Below are 19765 nucleotides of genomic sequence, written 5' to 3'. Positions count from 1 at the left end.
TGCTCACCCAAGTAAGGAGGAAGCACCATGTCACGACCCGTCATGAAACGCGAGATCATAGAGGAATCGGCCATCCGCCTGTTCGCCACCAAGGGGCTGGCGCGCACGACCATCAAGGACATCGCCACCGCCGCGGGGGTGACGGAAGGCGCCTTGTACCGCTGGTACGACGGCAAGGAGGAAATGGCCTGGAAGCTCTTCAACCGCGAGCTGGACCAGTTCACGCACCTCGTGTCCGAAATGCTCTTCGATGACCGGCTGCCCTTCAGCCTGCGCCTGGCCCAGGCCGTGCAGACCATCTACGACTACTACCATTACAACAGCGACCAGTTCGCCTTCATCCTGCTGACCCAGCACGGATTCCCGGAAGACAAGCTGCTGTCCCGCGAGACCGAGCCCCACGGGCTGGCCGAGCGCTTCGTGGGCCAGGCCGTGGGCCTGGGCGAGATCCCTCCCTGCGACGCGGATCTCTTCGCCGGCCTGATCATGGGCGCCATCATGCAGCCCCTGGTCCTGCACCGCTACGGCAAGATCGAGCTGACCCCCGAAACGCCCGAGCTGGTCACGACCGCCTGCCTGCGCATGCTGGGTGCGCGGGCATGAGCGCCGGCCGCCGGCTCCTCGGCATCCGCGGGTTCCTGCCCTACCTGACTGTCGTGCTCGTCAACGCCATGATCGACCTGGGGCACAAGATCGTCATCCAGAACACGGTCTTCAAGGTCTACGACGGCTCCACTCAGATCGGACTGACGGCGCTGGTCAACGCCTGCATCCTGCTGCCCTTCATCATGTTCTTCACGCCGGCCGGCTTCCTGGCCGACCGCTTCTCCAAGCACCTGGTCATGCGCTGGACGGCCTTCTTCGCCGTGCCCCTGACCGCCCTCATCTACGCCAGCTACCTCCTCGGCTGGTTCGAGGCGGCCTTCGCCCTGACGCTCATCCTGGCGGCCCAGTCAGCCTTCTACTCGCCGGCCAAGTACGGCTACATCAAGGAGATGGCCGGCAAGGACAACCTCGGCATGGCCAACGGCGTGGTCCAGGCCGTGACCATCGTCGCCATCCTCCTGGGCGGCGTGCTCTTCTCCGTTGTCTTCGAGGCCCTCATCGGCGAGGCCGCCACCAAGACGGACATCCTGCAGGCCATCGCGCCCAGCGGCCTGCTTCTCTTCGCCGGCGCCGTGGCCCAGACCCTCGTGGCCCTGCGCATCCCCAAGCACAAGGACGGCGACGCCACCCTGCGCCTGGATCGCACCGCTTACGTCCGCGGCGAATACTTAAAGAAAAACCTGAAGAACATCTGGGACAACCGGACCATCCGCCTCTCGGTCCTGGGCCTGTCGCTCTTCTGGGCCGTGAACCAGGTGCTCTTCGCGGCCTTCGGGGCGCATCTCAAGGAATCGGCCGGAGTGACATCCACCGTCATCGCCCAGGGGCTCCTGGCCATCGGCGGCGTGGGCATCATCGTCGGCTCCGTCACGGCCGGGCGGCTCTCGAAGACCTACATCGAAACGGGCGTCATCCCCCTTGCGGCCGTGGGCATGACGGCCTGCCTGGCCCTCATCCCGGCCATGCACGACACCGTGGCCCTGGGGCTCCTGCTGACCGTCTACGGCTTCTTCGGCGGCCTGTTCGTCGTGCCGCTGAACGCGCTCATCCAGTTCAACGCCGAGGACTCGGACCTGGGCACCATCCTGGCCGGCAACAATTTCATGCAGAACGTGGCCATGCTGGCCTTCCTGTGCGGGACGGTGCTCGCCTCCCTGACGGGCCTGGCCAGCGTTCCCATCATCCTGACCCTGGCCGTCGTCATGGCCTTCGGAACCTTCCACACCCTGCGCCACCTGCCCCAGTCCCTGATGCGCTTCCTGCTGCGCGTGGTCTTCGCCCAGCATTACCGGCTGACGGTCAGCGGCCTGCAGAATATCCCTTCCAAAGGCGGCGTGCTGCTCCTGGGCAACCACACGAGCTGGATCGACTGGGCCGTGCTGCACCTGGCCGTGCCCCGGCCCGTGCGCTTCGTCATGACGCGGCGCTACTACGACCGCTGGTACATCCGCTGGTTCCTGGACCTCTACCGGGTCATCCCCATCTCGTCCTCGGCCGCCAGCAAATCGGCCCTGCGGACCATCACCGAGACCCTCAAGGCCGGGGAGTGCGTGGTCCTCTTCCCCGAAGGCGCCATCAGCCGCAACGGGCAGCTCGGCCCCTTCCGCCGCGGATACGCCATCCCGGCCACGCAGGCCGACTGTCCCATCGTGCCCTTCTACCTGCGCGGTCTGTGGGGCAGCCGCTGGTCCGCCGTGAGCCGCCATTTCCGGCGCAACACCGACGGCGCCCTGACCCGCGACGTGAACCTCTGCTTCGGCCCGGCCCTGCCGCCGTCGGCATCGCCCATGGAGGTCAAGGACGCCGTGCACCGCATGTCCATCCTCGCCTGGCAGGAGTTCGCCGGCTCCCAGCCCTCCATCCCCGTCAAATGGCTGCAGGCCGTGCGCCGCACCCCGGGGCGTCTGGCCGTGGCCGACTCCGCCGGCGCGCGCCTGACGTCCGAAGAGCTGGCCCTGTGCGCCCTGCGCCTGTCCCGCATTCTGGCCAAACGCCCCGAGGGGGCCGTGGGCGTCATGCTGCCCCCCGGAGCCAAGGGGGCCGTGGCCAACATGGCCGCGCTCATGGCAGGCAAGACCGTGGTCAACCTGGACCCGGGACTGGGCGAGGAGGAACTGCGCGGCTGCCTGCGCAAGGCCGGTGCCGGGCTGGTGCTGGGGGAAGAAGGAGCGCGGGTCGTGGACGGGACGGACTTCATGGACTGCATGGACTTTGTGGACGCGCGCAAGGGCATGCGACAGGAGTGGGCGGCTCGTGCGCTGCTGCGCCTGCTGCCCGGGAGGCTGGTGCGGCTGGCCCTGCCCGGTCGGGCGGCAGGCGCGGACACGGCGGCGGTGGTCTTCGTCGAGCGCGGCGGTGAGCGTGTTGGCGTGCGCCTCAGTCACGCCAACATCATCACCAACGGCCGCCAGGCGTCCTCGCTCTTCACGCCGCGCGGCGACGACGTGCTGCTCACGGCCATGCCCCTGCACGAGGCCCTGGGGCTGACCACGACCATGTTCCTGCCGCTGCTGGAGTCCGTACCCGTGGTCTGCCACCGCGACCCCATGGACGCGCGGACCGTCGGCCGCCTGTGCGCGGAGTTCGAGGCCACCCTGCTCTGCGCCGCGCCCGAGGCCCTGGCGGCCTATGCCGCCGCCGAAGCCCTGCACCCGCTCATGTTCGCCTCCCTGCGCTTCGTGCTCTCGGGCGGCGAGACGCTGAACTCGGCCACGGTCCGCGACTTCCGCCAGAAGTTCGGCCTCATGATCCACGACGGCTACGGCACCACCGAGACCACTCCCGTGGCCACGGTCAACGCCCCCGACGTATTGAACCCCGCAGACCTGAGCGTCCAGCAGGGCCGCAAGCCCGGCACCGTGGGCCTGCCCGTGCCCGGCTCGGCCCTGCGCATCGTGGACCCTGGCACCCTGGAGGACCTGTCCCACGGCGAAACGGGACGCATCCTCATCGGCGGCACCCAGGTCATGCAGGGCTACCTGGGCCGCGACACGGGCTCGGCCGTGATCGAGCGCGACGGCATCCGCTGGTTCGTGACCCAGGACCAGGGGCGCCTCGACGAGGACGGTTTCCTGATCCTGGCCGGCCGCGACGGCGGCGAATCCGGACAACCACGGTCCGAAAAACCTTGATCTTCGGGCCGCCTCGACTTAGCTGACTGGTGGAAAACTCGAAATTCGAAGGCCGTGCAAAAGCGACGGCCCGTCAGGGGCGGAATCTTCCGGACGCGGCCCGCCGCTCTGCACGTTTCTGCCGGAAACCCACAACAACGAACAGATAACGCATGATCACCGTACGTATCGAACCCGAAAACCGGGAATTCACCATGGACCGTCCAGGCACGGTCGCCCAGCTTCTGCTCAAGGTCGGCCGCAAGCCCGGCCGCGCCCTCGTCATCCGCGACGGAGGCCTCCTCACGCACGACCTGAATCTCAAGGACGGCGACCACATCACCGTGCGCGACGTCGGGTCCAGGGGGTAGCCATGAAGTGCAAACGCTGCCACGTCCCGGCCGTCGTCGCCCTGCCCAGCCACCACACGGCCTTCTGCAGGGAGTGCTTCCTGGTCTTCGCCCGCCGCCTGGTGGAGCGGGCCATCAAGGAGCACGACATGTTCACCTTCGAGGACCGCATCCTCATCGCCATCTCCGGCGGCAAGGACTCCCTGGCCCTGTCCTGGATGCTGAAGGATATGGGCTACGACATCGAGGGCCTGCACATCGACCTGGGCATCCCCGAGTCCTCGCCCATTGCCCGCGGCTACACCGAACGCTTCTGCGAGAAGCACGGCATCCGGCTGCACGTCATCGAGACGGCCTCCATGGGCCTGGCCATGTGCGACGTGAAGAAGCGCGTGAAGCGCCCCATCTGCTCGGTCTGCGGCCAGACCAAACGCTACCTCTTCAACCGCTTCGCCATGGACAACGGCTTCACGGCCCTGGCCACGGGCCACAACCTCGACGATGAAACCTCGCGCCTGTTCGCCAACGTCATGCGCTGGGACGTGGAGTACCTGAGCGACCAGGGCCCGGTCATGCCGGCCGAGGGCGGCTTCGCCAAGAAGGTCAAGCCCCTCTTCCGCATGTCCGAGTTCGAGACGGCCAACCTCTGCTTCCTGGCCGGCATCGACTACGGCTACGCCCCCTGCCCCTACAGCTCCAAGGCGAGCTTCCCCATCTACAAGAAGCTTCTCTCGGACCTGGAGGACATCCAGCCCGGCCGCAAGATCCGCTTCTACGACGGCTTCCTCAAGGACGGCCGCCCAGGCTTCGCCCCCCGCGGCGAAACCACGGTCAGCATCGAGCCCTGCACGACCTGCGGCTACCCGACCTCGGCCGGGGAATGCGGCTTCTGTCGGCTGAAGGGGATGATGAGCGAGGGAAAAGAAGAAGGCTGAAGGAGGCGGGACAGGCGGCACTCCCGGTTGTTTTTCAAGAGTCCCTGGTGCGGGGGCGCTATCACCGGCAGACGGTGGTGTTGCGGCCGCACTTTTTCGCGGCGTACATGTTCTGGTCGGCCCGGTCCACGAAGTCCGAAATGGACTCTCCCGGAACGTAGCTGGTCACGCCCAGGCTGATGGTCACGTGGACCTCGGTCCCGGGGCGGGGGAAGAAGGCGTGCTCGTGGAAGGAGCAGCGGATGCGCTCGGCCACGCGCGCCGCCTCTTCGCGGTTGGTGGCCGGCAGGACGATGATGAACTCCTCGCCGCCGTAGCGGTAGGCGGAGTCCGAATCGCGAATGAGCTTCTGGATGCCGCGTCCCAGTTCCGAAAGGACCGAGTCGCCGCAGAGGTGCCCGTAGGCGTCGTTGTATTCCTTGAAATGATCGATATCGAGGACGCAGAGGGACAGCGGGCTGTTGTAGCGCATGGCCCGCTCCACCTCGGCCTGGACCTGGCGGAAGAAGTGACGGGCGTTGTAGAGGCCCGTCAGCTCGTCGGTCAGGCTCAGCTCGCGGTAGCGCATCTCGCTGCGGCGCAGGTCCTCCTCGATGCGCTTGCGGGCCAGAATCTCCTGCCTGAGTTCCTGGGTGCGCCGCTGGACCTCCTCCTCGAGGTGTTCGCGGTACAGGCGGTTTTCCTGCCGCAGGCGCCGCTTCTCCAGGGCCTTTTCCACGGAGTGCATGACGAGTTCGAGGTTGATGAAGGGCTTGACCAGGAAATCCCATGCGCCGCGCCGCAGGGCCTCGATGACGTCGTCCAGGGAGCCGACGCCGGAAATGACGATCATGGCCGTCTCCTCGTCGCGGGAGGTGATGTGCCGCAGCACGTCGAGACCCGAAACGTCCGGCAGCTTCAGGTCCAGCAGGACCAGGTCGGGGAGTTCGGCGTTGTAGAGATCCAGGGCGCCGGCCCCATTCTCGGCCGTGACGACGTCGTGCCCGCGGTCGCGCAGATAGTCTCCGAGCAGTTCGAGGAGCGTGAGTTCGTCGTCGACGAGCAGGATGCGGGCGGAATGTGGCGTCATGCTCTGGCCAGGGTTGAATTCATGTTTATACGGCCTCCATACCCCCGGAACGCGACAGGACACAAGCATCTTTTTGATGCGCCTATGTCATTGTTGTCCCAAGGTTAACGAGGGAACGCGCCCTGAATCGGTAAAATCTTGCCGCCGGGGACATTGACATCGATTTGATCAATAACTACCAACGATCCCACACAAAGGAGGATTCCATGTTTGAACTGACCAAGGCTGCCAAAGAGCAGCTCGACATGCACTTCGCCGGCAAGGAAGTGTCCCCGATCCGGGTCTACATGGCGGCTGGCTGAGGCGGGCCTCGCCTGGCGCTTGCTCTGGATGAGCAAAAAGACAACGACGTGGTTCACGTAATCGACGGATACACCTTTCTGATTGAAACCAACCTGATGAGCGAAGCTCAGCCCATCTCCGTGGAATTCCACCCCCACATGGGCTTCAACATCAAGTCGAGCATGAAGGCGAGCTCCTCCGGGTGCTCTTCCTGCACCTCCTGCGGCTAGCCCGCAGCTGCTCGAAACGCACCGGGGCCGTCCGCAAGGATGGCCCTTTTGCGTTGGAACAGCCGGCCGCGACGGCGCCGCATCTTTTTTGCGCATACCCCAAAAAAGCCTTTGACAGCGGCGGGCTGCATCTATAGAGACTGTTTCTCGTTGGACGGGACAGGGCGGTTAGCTCAGCTGGGAGAGCGTCGGCCTTACAAGCCGAATGTCATAGGTTCGATCCCTGTACCGCCCACCAAGAAGACCATGCGGGGTCGTAGTTAAGACGGTTATAACGCCGGCCTGTCACGCCGGAGGCCGTGGGTTCGAGTCCCATCGGCCCCGCCATAGAAATCAAGAGCTTAGGGTTTAAACAGCCTTAAGCTCTTTTTCTTTTGTGGGTTCCGCTGTGGGTTTATTTTTGAGGAACCCGCCGGAAAGAACCTGGAGGTGCACACGCACCGGCTCCAGGCCGCGCACATATCTTTCCGTGGTGGACAGCTTCTTGTGCCTGAGGATCTGCTGGATAGCGATCATGGGCACGTTGTGTTGAGCCAGGATCGAGGCCGTCAGATGCCGGATTGCGTGGCACCCGAACGCCTTGACCCCGGCCTGCCTGCACAGGTCCTGCGGGAATCCCCGGTTCTCCGAGTACGGCTGTCCTTTTCTCCTGCCTGTGGGTTGCTGAAAAACCCACAACCCTTCCGCCTCTTCCTTGTGCGCCTGGAGCACTTCGCACAGCTCGTCCATCATCGGGATCTGTTCGTACTCCAGAGAGCCGTTCTTCCTCTTCCTGGTTCCGAGCCGGATCAGCCGGCCTTCGAAGTCCACATCCGACCATCTCAGCTTGTACAGTTCTCCGCGCCGTGCAGCCGTGAACAGGAAGGCATGGAGCAAAACCCTGTCCTGACCCGTTGCGACGTTGTACACGGCCCAGAAGTCCCTTTCCGGCGGCACGTAGCGCACCTGCTGATCCTGCGGCAGACGGTCCACCTTCTGGAACGGGTTTGGCTCCGGGAAGTCGTGGTACTTCATGCCCCAGTTGTATGCAGCCTGGAGGTTCTTCAGATCCTTGTTCACGCTGTGGCCGGAACGCTTCTTCAGTTCCTTCTGGCAGTACCCGAGCACCAGCCCGGGCGTGAGTGTCGAAACCGGGGTGTCGGCTCCGAACCGGATCACCAGGAGGCGGAACACGTTCTTTTTCTCGTTGAACACCTTGGGACTGAACTTCCGCAGAGCGAATTCCAGATACCCGGTGCCCCATTCAAGAAGTGAGACCGAACGGATCTGCTTTTCGGGGTGCAGGATGCGGTCTTTTTGATCGATTTCCCACGCCTTCGCTTCGGCCTTGGTCTCGAATCGTTTCCTGACCTTCTGCCCGTCTATGTTGACCTGAGCCATCCATTTCTTGCCCAGCTTGTATGGCATACGTTCTCCTGATCGCTTCATCTATGAGTTTTTCAAAGAACAGGATACGACGGCCAATCTTTACCCCACCGTAGCGCGCACAATGGCGAAGAACGGTGGATTCCGCAACCTGGAAGAAGGCGGCGACGTCTGCACTTTGAACTATCTGGCCAAGGGTCGGAGTAATCTTCATGACTCATCCTCCTTGGGCAGGTTGCACGGGAAGCCCATTTCCTCGCGGAGCTGCCGTGCGGCTTTCTGCTTGTCCCGGCCCCGGTAAAACCGCATGACCTTTTCGGCCACATCGTCGGGAATGTCCTTCGCGGTCTTCCCGGCAAGGATGGTGCTTCGGATGAACTCGTCTAAGAGGTCATCGCCGGAAACCTTTGCGCATGGGGAATCAAGCCGCGTGGCAAGCAGGGACGTGAAGAAGCCGTAGCCTTGCCGTGCGAGCCGCTCTTGGTCTATCGCAATGGCCTTGGCTCGGATCAGAGGGGATGGCTGTTCGATGCCGAGGAAGGAGTTCTGAACGGTTTTCCACCAGGAAGAGATAGGCCGGTGATGATACTGCCGCTCGGGGTAGTCCTGGAAGGTTAGCCATTTCTGGGAGGCATACGCCCAAGCATTTTCCAATGTCGGGAACGTGGCGGCAAGGGTATCCAGGCCGAGATCCTTCAGCACTCCCCGGCGCATCTGAAATTCAACACGGATGACCTTGAAACCTTCAGGTATCGCGTCAAGTTTCCACAGGTCATAAAACCAGAATTTCTTGGATTTACTCTGAATTTCCAGAATCTTATCATAAAGTCTCGCCGCCATATCGCCCTTGCCGAATTGAAAGCCTGTGAGGGCTTGGCGGTCAAAAAACACCGACCGAGTAACCGAGCGTGTCACTGCCGTGGACATAAGACCGAGGTTCCAGAGATCGACAGGAAGGAGGATGTCCATGCACAGATCAACACGGCTGGGCTTGACCGCGATGATCTTTGCGCCTTGATTCTCCAGGAAGGCAAGAATTCGCTGGAAAGCATCGTTCGGCGTATAGCGCCACAGAGTTTCAGACCGGATTTCGAGTTTGATGCTGGGGCGGCTTTTGGGAGCTAGCCAGTTGCCGATACTCAGGGCGTATTCCTTGCCGTGGATCAGCCATGTGTAGCCGCTGGAGCCGTGAGAACGGACCATGAAAGAAACGTCCTGATCCGTGTCGGTGAACAAGGGGCAGTCGGTTTCATACTCCTTGGCAACTGCTTTTGCCTTGTCCAGAAGGGTGAAAAAATCGGAATTTTGCCACTCGACTTGAATCGTCAATGATAATGAGTCGATACCGGATAAAAGGGGTTTACAGGGTATGTTTAGAGGGGGGCTGATAGACATGTGCCCCCCTTTTCGGCCTTCGGCCGTTGCACGGCTTTTTGTGTCCTTGCTTCTCGCTTGGCGCGATCCGCAAGCACACAAACGCCGCGCGCCGTATTTCTGCCCAGGTTGAAAGGTTGTGCCCAAGGCCGGGCCGCCTGCTCGCTCGCGCCAGCGTCGGGGTCTCCGCTGGCCGCCGCTTCATGCGGCCTTGCGTGGAGATAACTCAGCCAATTGTGTTGGAAAAATGAAAGAAGTGTTTTCATGCGGCCCGATTAGGGCCGAAGGAAGGGAGGTTACGCGGACAGAATTTGAATCAGTATTTGTCCGGGAGTTTTAAGAGATCATCCCACATAGTGTTTCGTTTTATGCTTTTATAGAATGTTTCAGCAACTGGTAGATCTGTATCATCAACAAAAAGTTGTCGGATTTGAGGAGCAGTCATCTTTTTTGTCTTAAGTACTTTGCTAAACAAATCATTAAATAAAGAAATCAACGCAGCAGCATCAACTTTTAGATCTTTCTCTTTTGGTTTTGGATGATCTTTGACAAGAACACGGATTAGTAGTTTATGACGTGTTGGATTTCGAAAAGAAAGATTGTGAATATATTGTGAAATTTTTTTATCATGAATAATGGAATGATCAATTTGTACTAGTTGTTTAATAGATTTTTCATCACCAAGACGAGCTTTTCTAAGTAATTGAGACGGAAATTTTCCATATAATACGAAGCATGGAATAATGACTTTTAAAAAAAATTGAATTTCTGATTCTGAAATAAATGAAATTGCTTGATCTCTTGATACGTTTTCGTAATTCTCATTAAAGAGAGCATCACTCTCTTGTTTGAGACGTTGATTATAGTCTGCTACTTCTGATTGAAATTTTATCTTTTCTTCTATTGAATATGAACTGATTTCATTTAATGTCTCATATAATATATCATTTCTTTCTTTTTGAGGCAATAAATATAGGCACATCTGTTCTAGTAATAGCGAGCAACGGCCTGTTGTCGATAGCATATTTAGAACTGAAATAAAAAAAATTGATTTTGAATTTCTGTAGAAATTTAACCATTGCTGCAACTGTGGAAGCTTTGTAATTTTTCTTGATTTATCCTTAATTTTTCCAGTACAAATTGCAGCATAAATATCTGGAATTAATTTGATTAATTGTTTTGAAAAAATTTCTTCTAACGTATTCATCAGTGCTTTTAACCCTAACTTCTAAACGTAAAAATACTAATTTGTTTTGCTATAAATTCTATGATGTTTTCTCTTCTGACATGATATTGCCATAAATTATTTCCAATAATTTTTACGTCATCATTCTCTGAAAGTTGTGCAAACTCATCCTCATTCATTAAACCATATTTAATCCATTTCATTATCCATTGGAGTGTCGAAGTGCGATCACTGTCATCATTTAGATCATAAAGGTTTAGTTCGGAATAAACATGAGCGTAACTAGTTTTCCTATAAAGCATATCTTCAAACAATGATGGCTTTGCAACTCTAACTACGGCAAGCAATGCGATAATCGGCGGTATACGCATAGCATTCTCTGAACTTGTTATATAAAAAATAGCTAAATTTGAAAAAACCTTTTCAAGTTGTCTTAGTGAGAAATTTAAATGTATTGAAAGAGATTCAACGCAGTCAATCAACTGTCTTTCATCGCTCCATGTTTGAAGTTCGTGTATCTTAATTAATTTTTCTGCATACTTTCTAATATCGTTTTCATATTTATGCGATATATTTTTTGGCAATTTTGTTTCTATGTTAACAAATTTTTGCAGGTAAGTATGAGCATCAATATTTTGTCCATATACAAACTTAATTGATTCTTCTAACTGCGACTTGTTCATTACTAATAGAAAAACAACATTTTCCACAGAAAAAAGATGTTTAATTTTTTCTAAAATCTCAACCGCAAAAGTTGGCTTACACCTATCAAGTTCATCAATTATAATAACAAGAGGACGATCCCCTTCTTGTTGCAATTTTGATGGTAAATCTGACAAAATCTTGCGAAAAGAATTTATAATTTCAACATTTTTTGAATGGGATGCAATTCTTTCTTCCACAAGTTTGCCTATAAAATCTGATGCATTATTCGATACATCATCCTTTATATCTTTGAGAGAGTCTATATCTGCATCTTTAATAATACCAAGCGTAGCTGCTTTGACGCCAACGCGTGCAGTCCAAGACAGTAATTGACATCCAACTTTTTTTGAAGTTTCTTTCAAGTCATGTATTTTATGCTTTAAACTTTTTTTAATATTTTTTTCTGCATAGTCTGTTATGGCACTAATAACTGTAATAAATGCATCATCAACATAATCATTTTTGAATGCGTCAATGTATACACTTGGAATGTCTGATTTAAAAAGAAGTCCTTGCCACATTTTAACAAAAGTAGTTTTTCCTTCTCCCCATCCACCATCTAACGAGATAACCAAAGCATCTTTTGTTTGTGTCACAATCTTTATTAATGCTTCACCATATGCCTTTCGATTTAAAATGTCTTGCTCAAATGAATCGTTTTGCTCAATGACCAACTGAGGTGTTGCAATTCTCATATATATCATTCCCTTTATTCTTAAAAAAAATCTGATAGAATACCTCTTATCTATCTAATTTTTCTCAAATTTATTTCTTTAAAAGCTTCTTCAATACCATCAAGTACTGTTTGAAGACGAGTCATTTCTTGGCTTCCTTTAGGTGTCAACTTGTATCGACCTTCACCTAAAAATTCTAAATCTCCCTTGTCTCTTAAGTTTTGAATCGTTCTTTGCAATGTTTGTTCTGGTTTTTCAGGATGCTTTTTATGACCAAGTATTTTTAATAGTACAGTTGCAAGATCTAGATTTTTTTGTGTCATAAGTTGAGATCTACTAAAAATATTCATCATATTTGGTTTTATTAAATTTCTAATTAACGCAAACGAAACAGTTTCCCAACTCGACTTTCGGGGTTGTTAGTAAAGTCGGAGAAACAGAAATCTATCGAGAATGATTGAATATTTTTATTGAGGGGGATCCTCCTTCTGTAGTAGTTCTTTTGTTACCACACAACAGAACACAAAAAAAAGGAATCCCCGCATGCAAACTACAAATAATGCCATCGATTTGCAACTCATTAAAAACGAGTGTGAGAGCAGAATCGATTCGTTTTTCAGTCAGTTCGGAATTGCGACCATTGCGCGAAATTCAAGCATCAAGAAGGCTAGAGGATATTCTGCTTTGACTATTCTTCTGAACATCTTTGTTCTTCCGTTTATCGGAAAGAATATCTATCGAAGCATCGTCATCAATCCAAAAAGCGATGTCGGAAAAGATGCCATCTATGAGTTCATGCGCTCAAGCAATTTCGGCTGGAGAAGATTCTTGCTCAAACTCGCCTTTGGCGTTCATGAATTCATTGACGGGTTGACCAGTAAAGATCGTGAATCCGTGCTTATTCTCGATGATTCCATCATTGAGCGCCCCAGATCGAAGAAGGTTGAACTGCTGGCCAAAGTTCACGACCATACGACCGGACGATTTCTCAAAGGTTTCAAGTTGCTCACCTTGGCCTGGTCCGATGGATCAACCCTGTTGCCTCTCGACTTTGTACTGCGCTCTTCTGCGGACAAAAAGCAACGATACCAAGAAGTTTCCAAAGACCTTGATAAGAGATCATGCGGCGCGAGGCGGCGCCAGGAGGCCGTGACCAAATCCACGGAACTGATCGAACCCATGATCGAACGTGCCCTGAAAGCTGGCATCAAAGCCAAGTTCCTGCTCATGGACAGTTGGTTCGCCATGCCGGCCCTGATCTCCAAGGTTTGCAAGCACATCCCCGTCATCTGCATGGTCAAACGCACGGCCAAGGTCCACTACATCTTCGAAGGACAGAAGATGGACGTGACGCAGATATACAGCCAGATCCGCAAGCGCCGGGGCAGAGCCAAGATCCTTGCCAATGCCCAAGTCGAGTTCAAGGATGGCCTCAAAGCCAAGCTCGTCTTCGTGCGAAACAAGCACAAGAGGGACTGGCTGGCCTTGCTCACCACTGACATCACCCTTGCCGATGAAGACGTTGTCCGCATTTACGGCAAACGCTGGGACATCGAAGTGTTCTTCCGCACGGCCAAGCAGCACTTGGAATTGGAAAAAGGCTGCCAGGGCCGGGACTTCGACGCTCTCATTGCTCACACGACCATCGTGATGACCCGATACATCTTCCTGAGCATCGAGAAACGCAGGACGGAAGATCCAAGAACCCTTGGCCTGCTGTTTCATCGTTGCTGCGAGGAGGCTGAGGACTGCACGCTCGTCAAGGCACTGTGCCAAATCCTAGGCATCACCCTGGAAAACCTAAAGAAACTTGGCGGTACTCAGAGCCAGGCAGAACGCATACTGCTTGAGGCTTTTCAAGAAGGAATGCGTAGTTTGGGGCACAATTTCGATTATATTTTCAATGAACAAAGGTTATTAGCTACTAATGGCTAACCCCGAAAGTCGAGTTCCCAATTAGATTTTCGACCATTAGGAATCATAAACTTTGACATGTTTGCTCCTATCTTTTGTAAATACTCAATAAAAAAGTTTACCTTGAGTCCCAGAGCAAGATTTGATTTTGGATTTCCGTTACAAAAAAAATTATAATGGAGGCAAGTCCTTATTTATGTCATACATTTTTTTAGAGAAACGGCAGATTCAGCCACATTCGTAATTCTGTGAAACATGACGTTTTTCGACAAAGGGATATGAAGCAGTGTGGGTTATTTGTGGGTTTTTGAACCCACTGGAACCCAAACGAGACTACGCAAAACTACGTAACAAGCTGAAATACGGCGGGGTAAAGCGGCATTCATCGTCCTGTCACGCCGGAGGCCGTGGGTTCGAGTCCCATCGGCCCCGCCATAGAAATCAAGAGCTTGAGGTTGCAAAACTTCAAGCTCTTTTTCTTTTTCGGGTTGGGAGAGGGTAAAGGGCGAAATGGGCGGCATGGACTCCGCCGTAGGCCTTGAACCTTTCTCAGTTCTCTATCCCATGCTTCTTGATGAGGTCGTACATCGTGGGCCGGCTGATGCCCAGGGCCTCGGAGGCCTTGACGATGTTGCCGTCGTATTTGGCCAGGGCGGCCGCGATCATCTTTCGCTCGACCATGGCCCGGGCCTCCTTGAGGGTGTGCTCGCCAAGACTGAAGCCCCCCTCCTGGCCGCCGCCGGCCTCGAAGCCGAGCACGTCTGCCGTGACGAGATTCGAGTCGGTCAGCAGCACGGCCCGTCGCAGCCTGTTCTCCAGTTCGCGGATGTTGCCCGGCCAGGCGTAGGTTTCCAGGCCGGCCAGGGCGTCGGGGGAGAAACCGGTCACGTTCTTGCCCAGTTCCGTGGCGATGCGGCCCAGGAAGTAGTCGGCCAGGAGGCGCACATCCCCCTCCCGCTCGCGCAGGGGAGGCAGGTGGATGTTGACCACGCCGATGCGGTAGTAGAGGTCTTCGCGGAAAGTGCCGGCGGAGATGGCCGCGGCGATGTCGATGTTCGTCGCAGCCACGATGCGCACGTTGACGGGGATGTCCTTGCGCCCTCCCACGCGCTGGATGACCATTTCCTGCAGGAAGCGCAGCAGCTTGACCTGCAGGTTCACGGGCAGCTCGCCGATCTCGTCCAGGAACAGGGTGCCGCCGGAAGCGTATTCGACCTTGCCCTGGACCGTGGACACGGCGCCGGTGAAGGCCCCCTTCTCGTGCCCGAACAGCTCGGACTCGATGAGGTTTTCGGGGATTGCGCCGCAGTTGATGCAGACCATGGGGCCCTTGCGGCGCAGGCTTCCGGCGTGGATGGCGCGGGCCACCAGCTCCTTGCCCGTGCCGGACTCGCCCGAGACGAGGATGGGCACGTCCGAGGCCGCGACCTTGCCGATGAGGTTCAGGACCCCGCGCATGGCCGGACAGGCCCCGACGATGCCGTAATTGTCCAAGGCCGCTGCCTCGACCGCCCCCTGATGCCTCGTGTTCTCGCGCTCGATGGCGTGCAGGTGGAAGGCGCGGCGGATGATGACGCGCAGTTCGTCCAGGTCGATGGGTTTGCGGAAGAAGTCGAAAGCCCCGAGCTTGATGGCCTGCAGGGCGTTCTCGCGCTCGTCGTTGCCCGTGACCACGATGACCTTGGCCGCGGGGTTGATCTTGAGCATTTCGACCAGGGCCCGGAAGCCCTCCTCGGACGTGTCCGCGTGGGGAGGCAGGCCCAGGTCCAATGTCACCACTCCCGGCGAGACCTTGCGGAATATGTCCAGGGCCTGATCCACCCTGGTCGCGAGATGGAGCTTGGAGTCGTCCCCGGCCAACCCCCATTTGAGCTGGGTCAGGACATCCTCGTTGTCATCGACGATGAGCAGATTTTCCACGGTATCCCTCTATTCTTGCAGGACGGGGCCCAGCCCCGCCCGGATGCGTACACCCATCGGACGACGGCTCAAAACCAATCCACGTCGTCCATATGGTCCATTCCGTCCATCCAGTCCACACAATACTTCCCCTCACGTCTCCGTTCCCGGCAGCCAGACCGTGAATTCGGACCCCTCCCCCACCGCGCTCCTGACTTCGATGCGGCCGCCGTGGGCCGTGACGATCTGCTTGCACTGGTAGAGCCCGATGCCCATGCCCTTGGCCTTGGTGGACTTGAAAGGCTCGAAGAGCGCCGTTCTGATGAAGTCCGGGTCGATGCCGCCGCCCTGGTCCGCAACGCGCACGAAGGGCTCAGGGGCGGACCCGGTCGTTACGGTCACGGGACGCCCGTCAGATGAAGCCTCCAGGGCGTTGAGACACAGGTTGAGGATGACCTTGCCCATCTCCTCGGCATCGACCATGACCACGGCGTCATCACCCCCGAAGGTCAACCGCTCCTGGTGCAGCAGCCGCGTCGACTCCCTGGCGAGGGCCAGCAGCCCGACCGGCGCACGCTTCAGGGTCTGGCGGTCGGGCAGGCCTTTGAGTTGGGAGATGAGAATCTTCATCTTGCCCACCGTGCTGGCCAGGGAGTCCACCAGATCCTTCTGGAACTCCGGGTTTCCGATGAACTTTCGGGCGTTCTCGGCCATGAGGGACAGGGTGTAGACGTGGTTCTTCAGGTCATGCAGCACGAAGGCCGAAACCTTGCCCATGATCTCCATCTCCCGGGAACGCGCCAGCTGCTCGGTGAGCCGGATGTTCAGCAGGGCCGATGAGATGTGGCGGGCCATGGTGTCCATGAGCTCGAAATCCTCCTCGTCGTACTCCTCCGCCTGGTTGATGGGAGGGCCCAGGAGGACGAAGCCGTCGAGGCTGTCGTCACGGAAAATGGGAATGGCGAACCGCGCCGCCTTCATCCACGGGGAGCGGTCGTTCACGTCCGCGGTGCGGACCACGCTGCGGCGAGTGCGCAAAGCCGCAGCCAGGTGCGACCCCTCGTCGAAACCACCCTCCTGGGGGTCCGTCTCCACCAGACTGACGGGCATGTAGGTGCGGCTCCCGTGGTCCAGAAGGAACAGGCCCGCCCCGACGATGCCGAAGGTCTCGCAGCAGGCCGACAGGGCCGCCAGGTGGAGTTCGGCCTGGTTGCGGGCCGAGATGAGCCTGTCCGTGAACTGCACCCACTGGATGCGGTAGTCGTACTTTTCTCCGTAGAAATGCTGCTGCAGGAAAAGGCGAATCCTGCGGCGCATTTTCTCGGAGAGGAAGAGCGTGAGCAGGCCGATGCCGGCCACGAAGCTGACGCCCAGGAGGACGTTGCGTCCCAGTTCGTCGCCAAGAATCCGGGCGCCCTCGCCCATGAGGCCCAAGGCCACGAGGTACAGGCCGGCGGCCACGAGGACCACGGACTTGAAGGCCATGCGCCGCGAAAAGCTGGCGCGCACCTCCGGTCCGCGCCGCAGGTCGGAGAACCACATCATGCCCGCGCCCAGAAGCAGCGCCAGGGAGCGCATGCCGGACAGGCGCATGTCGATGGACCGGTAAAGCAGCCCCTGGCTGTAATAGAGCACAAGGGCGGCCAGGATGCTCACCGCCCCCATGAGCACGAACTTGATCTTCCAGCGCCGGTAATGCACGGCCGCGGAAAGCGTGGCCTCGATGTTGAAGAGGGCCGCCAGGCAGCACATGATGAAGCCGATGTAGAAATAGAAGCTCCCCGGCAGCAGGAAGAGGAGCATCTCCGTGGTGAAATCCGGAGCGAAGTAGGCCCCCGTGGCCGCCAGGTAAGCGCCCCATGGCAGCATGAGGCCTGCTCCGGCGATCAGCCCGCGCTGCAGGGCCGGCAATCGGCCGTCCTCGTAGTCGCGGGCGAAGAGGGCCGTGAACCAGACCCAGGCCGGCCCCAGGGCCCCTTCCGCCACCAAACCTGCCGAACGCCAGATGGGCATTTCCGCCGGGAAAAGCACGCACAGCAGATCCAAGGCTTCGAGCCCGGCCGTAAGCAGCAGCGCCACCCCCAGCACCCCCGAAGCCCGGGACCGCTCCCCGCGCAGGGCGCCAAGCCCCACACGCAGCGCAAACCCCGCCGCCACAGCCACCGCGACCAGGGTGGCCAGCGTGAGCACAAGCGAAACGCTCATGCCGACGCCCCATCCACCCCATCGGTCTGGTCTGCAAGGTCCATACGGTCCGTCTCGCCCATAGCGTCCACCACCCCCACTCTCACCAGTATTGCCACTGGCCCGTGGTCAGCACGTACAGCGCCAGCGTTACGTTCGTCGACGCATGCGCGGCCATGCAGGACACCAGATCCCTGCGCATCACCCACAGCCCGCACATCAGCAGCCCGTAGGCCACGGCCGCCGGCCATTCGGACATGCCGTGGCCGGCGGCGAAAATCGCCGTGGAGACGAACACGGCCGTCCAGGACCACTCCCCGGGCCGCACGTCGTTCAGGGAACGCTCGTCGAGTACGGCCTGCAGGGGCGCCTGAGTGCCTTTGTCGCGTTCCCGGCCCCACTGCAGGGCCAGACGGAAGACGAAGCAGCGCATGGCCAGTTCCTCGAAAACCGGCACCAGGGCGCCCGCGGCAGCGAAGCGCAGCCAGAACGCCAGGGGCTGCCAGGCCTGCGCCCCTTCGGCGGAAACGAAGGGGGACAACAGGCCAACCCACAGCGCGGCCCCGAAAACTCCGGCCGCAGCTCCCCAGGCCACGGACACCGCCAGCGATCCAGGCCCCCTGAAGGCGCAGAACCACCGCCTGGCCCACAGAAGCAGCGCGCCGACCACGAGGAGGCGCAGTCCGTAATTGACCTCCCGGCTCAGCACATCCACCGGCACCGAGGCCAGCCCCACATAGGTGAAATACGGCAGGGCGTAGGGCACGACGAGCTGGCGGTTGGTCAGCATCGGCGGCGTCTCAGGACTCGGGCGGCGTCGGTTGCGCCTGCATGCGGGCCTTGTATGCCCTTTCGCTCTTTCTGGTCCTGATGAAATCGAAGACCGCCCACGGCAGCATGATGGCGCTGCCGATGCGGTTGAAGAGAAGGTGCTCCTGCATGGCCGGGTCGGTACTGATCCAGCCGTCGTAGAAGAACCAGAGACCGAAGCAGAAAAGACCGACGGGAAAGAGAAAGGGACTGACCTGTGGGGGCTTTTTTTCCGTCATATGCATCCGCGCGCGCCGTGATTCGGGACAGGAAAAGGATTGGCGGCCGAACTGTCCCATTCGCATCAGACCCCCGTCCCGGCCGGGACGGGGAATCGCAGGCCGCCATGGCCCTGACGCTTTTACCTACATCATACCCAGCAAATATTCCAACACTAATACCGTCTTACACAAATCGTAAGCCAAAGCCGGAAAATCCCATCACAGCGGAAAACAGCAACATTCGCAGGGAAATCCGAATGCTAGACGTCATACAAGCCTACGCTGCGTCAAAATCAACCGGCAACAGGTTGCCTGACGTGAAATCTCAAGCAAATTGAAGTTGTTCCCTGTCCCGAGCTCAATTTCCTGGACACGGGCCTGGCCGCCTTCCTGACGGAGTGGTCGTCCCCGGAGACGCTGGAGGCGGGGGCCATGGCCCGAGCGATGCTGGAGACCTGGGTCGTGGGCGAACTGCTCAAAAGCTGGTGGCGCAACGGGCTGTGCGCGCCCTTCCATTTTCGCGGCATGCCCGGAGGCCCGGGGGCGGTCGTCAGCCAAGCCCCGCCCTTGACCGAGACTGTCTGGACCGTTCCGGCAGGAGGTATTTGAACGAAGGGTGGTGCCTGGTGATTGGCAAGACACGCGGCCTCAGTCGCTGCCTTTACCCCCACATGCACCACTGCTTTTTCAGGGGGGATGCCGTCTTGATTGCCGTCCATGACTGTGCCGGGGCACCCGTCATCCCCTATTCTCAAACCCGGCCCGAACGTCATCGAACCTCTTCCTGAACTGCTACTCCCGGGCTAGTCGCCGCCCCACCCTCGTCAGGACGGTGCTGCCCGAGCTGGAGC

At 57.6% G+C, this 19765-nt stretch carries 17 protein-coding genes and 3 tRNA genes; 10 read left to right on the top strand and 10 right to left on the bottom strand.

Features of this window, described 5'->3' with window-relative positions; translation table 11 throughout:
* Positions 1-27 precede the first annotated feature (27 nt).
* From ACZ5AC_RS06660 to ACZ5AC_RS06645, 4 genes are all read left to right on the top strand, one after another.
* On the top strand, positions 28-603 hold the full coding sequence (locus ACZ5AC_RS06660) for a TetR/AcrR family transcriptional regulator (protein WP_464250165.1): 576 nt from the start codon (positions 28-30) through the stop codon (positions 601-603).
* The gene (locus tag ACZ5AC_RS06655; RefSeq protein ID WP_464250164.1) at positions 600-3737 is read left to right on the top strand and encodes an MFS transporter; all 3138 of its coding nucleotides are present in this window, start codon (positions 600-602) and stop codon (positions 3735-3737) included. Before ACZ5AC_RS06660 ends, ACZ5AC_RS06655 begins: the two co-directional genes overlap by 4 nt.
* Positions 3738-3889: 152 nt before the next feature.
* Positions 3890-4087 (top strand): ubiquitin family protein, encoded by a 198-nt coding sequence (locus tag ACZ5AC_RS06650; RefSeq protein WP_028577171.1) that lies wholly within the window; start codon positions 3890-3892, stop codon positions 4085-4087.
* 2 nt (positions 4088-4089) lie between these two features.
* Entirely contained in the window at positions 4090-5001 is a 912-nt protein-coding gene (locus ACZ5AC_RS06645) for a PP-loop family protein (protein ID WP_464250163.1), read from the top strand.
* Between the two features lie 61 nt (positions 5002-5062).
* Here the strand turns inward: ACZ5AC_RS06645 and ACZ5AC_RS06640 are convergent, their stop codons facing one another.
* Positions 5063-6070, bottom strand: coding sequence for a GGDEF domain-containing response regulator (locus ACZ5AC_RS06640; RefSeq protein ID WP_464250162.1), 1008 nt, complete (start codon positions 6068-6070; stop codon positions 5063-5065).
* A gap of 206 nt (positions 6071-6276) precedes the next feature.
* On the opposite strand from ACZ5AC_RS06640, the gene ACZ5AC_RS06635 reads away from it, so the two are divergent.
* From ACZ5AC_RS06635 to ACZ5AC_RS06625, 3 genes are all read left to right on the top strand, one after another.
* The gene (locus tag ACZ5AC_RS06635) at positions 6277-6582 is read left to right on the top strand and encodes an IscA/HesB family protein (RefSeq protein ID WP_464250161.1); all 306 of its coding nucleotides are present in this window, start codon (positions 6277-6279) and stop codon (positions 6580-6582) included.
* Between the two features lie 162 nt (positions 6583-6744).
* A tRNA-Val gene (locus ACZ5AC_RS06630) sits at positions 6745-6820 on the top strand.
* Positions 6821-6832: 12 nt separating this feature from the next.
* Positions 6833-6909: transfer RNA gene (locus ACZ5AC_RS06625), tRNA-Asp, on the top strand.
* A 21-nt stretch (positions 6910-6930) separates the two neighbouring features.
* Here ACZ5AC_RS06625 and ACZ5AC_RS06620 read toward each other — a convergent pair.
* From ACZ5AC_RS06620 to ACZ5AC_RS06600, 5 genes are all read right to left on the bottom strand, one after another.
* Positions 6931-7989 (bottom strand): tyrosine-type recombinase/integrase, encoded by a 1059-nt coding sequence (locus ACZ5AC_RS06620; protein WP_464250160.1) that lies wholly within the window; start codon positions 7987-7989, stop codon positions 6931-6933.
* 168 nt (positions 7990-8157) lie between these two features.
* Positions 8158-9342, bottom strand: a complete 1185-nt coding sequence (locus ACZ5AC_RS06615) for a hypothetical protein (RefSeq protein WP_464250159.1) — start codon at positions 9340-9342, stop codon at positions 8158-8160.
* 295 nt (positions 9343-9637) lie between these two features.
* Entirely contained in the window at positions 9638-10528 is an 891-nt protein-coding gene (locus ACZ5AC_RS06610; RefSeq protein WP_464250158.1) for a hypothetical protein, read from the bottom strand.
* A 14-nt stretch (positions 10529-10542) separates the two neighbouring features.
* Entirely contained in the window at positions 10543-11907 is a 1365-nt protein-coding gene (locus ACZ5AC_RS06605; RefSeq protein ID WP_464250157.1) for a KAP family P-loop NTPase fold protein, read from the bottom strand.
* A 50-nt stretch (positions 11908-11957) separates the two neighbouring features.
* On the bottom strand, positions 11958-12236 hold the full coding sequence (locus tag ACZ5AC_RS06600) for a hypothetical protein (RefSeq protein WP_464250156.1): 279 nt from the start codon (positions 12234-12236) through the stop codon (positions 11958-11960).
* Positions 12237-12429: 193 nt separating this feature from the next.
* Between ACZ5AC_RS06600 and ACZ5AC_RS06595 the strand changes: the two genes are divergently transcribed.
* Both ACZ5AC_RS06595 and ACZ5AC_RS06590 read left to right on the top strand, forming a co-directional pair.
* Complete coding sequence (locus ACZ5AC_RS06595; RefSeq protein ID WP_464250155.1) at positions 12430-13821, top strand: IS4 family transposase; 1392 nt, start codon at positions 12430-12432, stop codon at positions 13819-13821.
* A 346-nt stretch (positions 13822-14167) separates the two neighbouring features.
* Positions 14168-14235, top strand: a tRNA-Ser gene (locus tag ACZ5AC_RS06590).
* Positions 14236-14349: 114 nt separating this feature from the next.
* Here the strand turns inward: ACZ5AC_RS06590 and prsR are convergent.
* The 4 genes from prsR to ACZ5AC_RS06570 form a co-directional block, all read right to left on the bottom strand.
* On the bottom strand, positions 14350-15720 hold the full coding sequence (gene prsR, locus ACZ5AC_RS06585) for a PEP-CTERM-box response regulator transcription factor (protein ID WP_464250154.1): 1371 nt from the start codon (positions 15718-15720) through the stop codon (positions 14350-14352).
* 132 nt (positions 15721-15852) lie between these two features.
* Entirely contained in the window at positions 15853-17904 is a 2052-nt protein-coding gene (gene prsK / locus ACZ5AC_RS06580) for an XrtA/PEP-CTERM system histidine kinase PrsK (RefSeq protein ID WP_464250153.1), read from the bottom strand.
* A gap of 82 nt (positions 17905-17986) precedes the next feature.
* The gene (locus tag ACZ5AC_RS06575) at positions 17987-18673 is read right to left on the bottom strand and encodes a CPBP family glutamic-type intramembrane protease (protein WP_464250152.1); all 687 of its coding nucleotides are present in this window, start codon (positions 18671-18673) and stop codon (positions 17987-17989) included.
* A gap of 10 nt (positions 18674-18683) precedes the next feature.
* Positions 18684-18932 carry a hypothetical protein gene (locus ACZ5AC_RS06570; protein WP_464250151.1) on the bottom strand — a complete coding sequence of 83 codons (249 nt, stop codon included), beginning with the start codon at positions 18930-18932 and terminating at the stop codon, positions 18684-18686.
* A gap of 414 nt (positions 18933-19346) precedes the next feature.
* Between ACZ5AC_RS06570 and ACZ5AC_RS06565 the strand changes: the two genes are divergently transcribed.
* On the top strand, positions 19347-19523 hold the full coding sequence (locus ACZ5AC_RS06565; RefSeq protein ID WP_464250150.1) for a hypothetical protein: 177 nt from the start codon (positions 19347-19349) through the stop codon (positions 19521-19523).
* Positions 19524-19765: the final 242 nt, after the last annotated feature.

It is taken from the genome of Desulfomicrobium aestuarii (genome assembly GCF_055385525.1).
The sequence above is the reverse complement of the archived record's forward strand: the minus strand, read 5'-3'. Positions and strand labels throughout refer to the sequence as shown.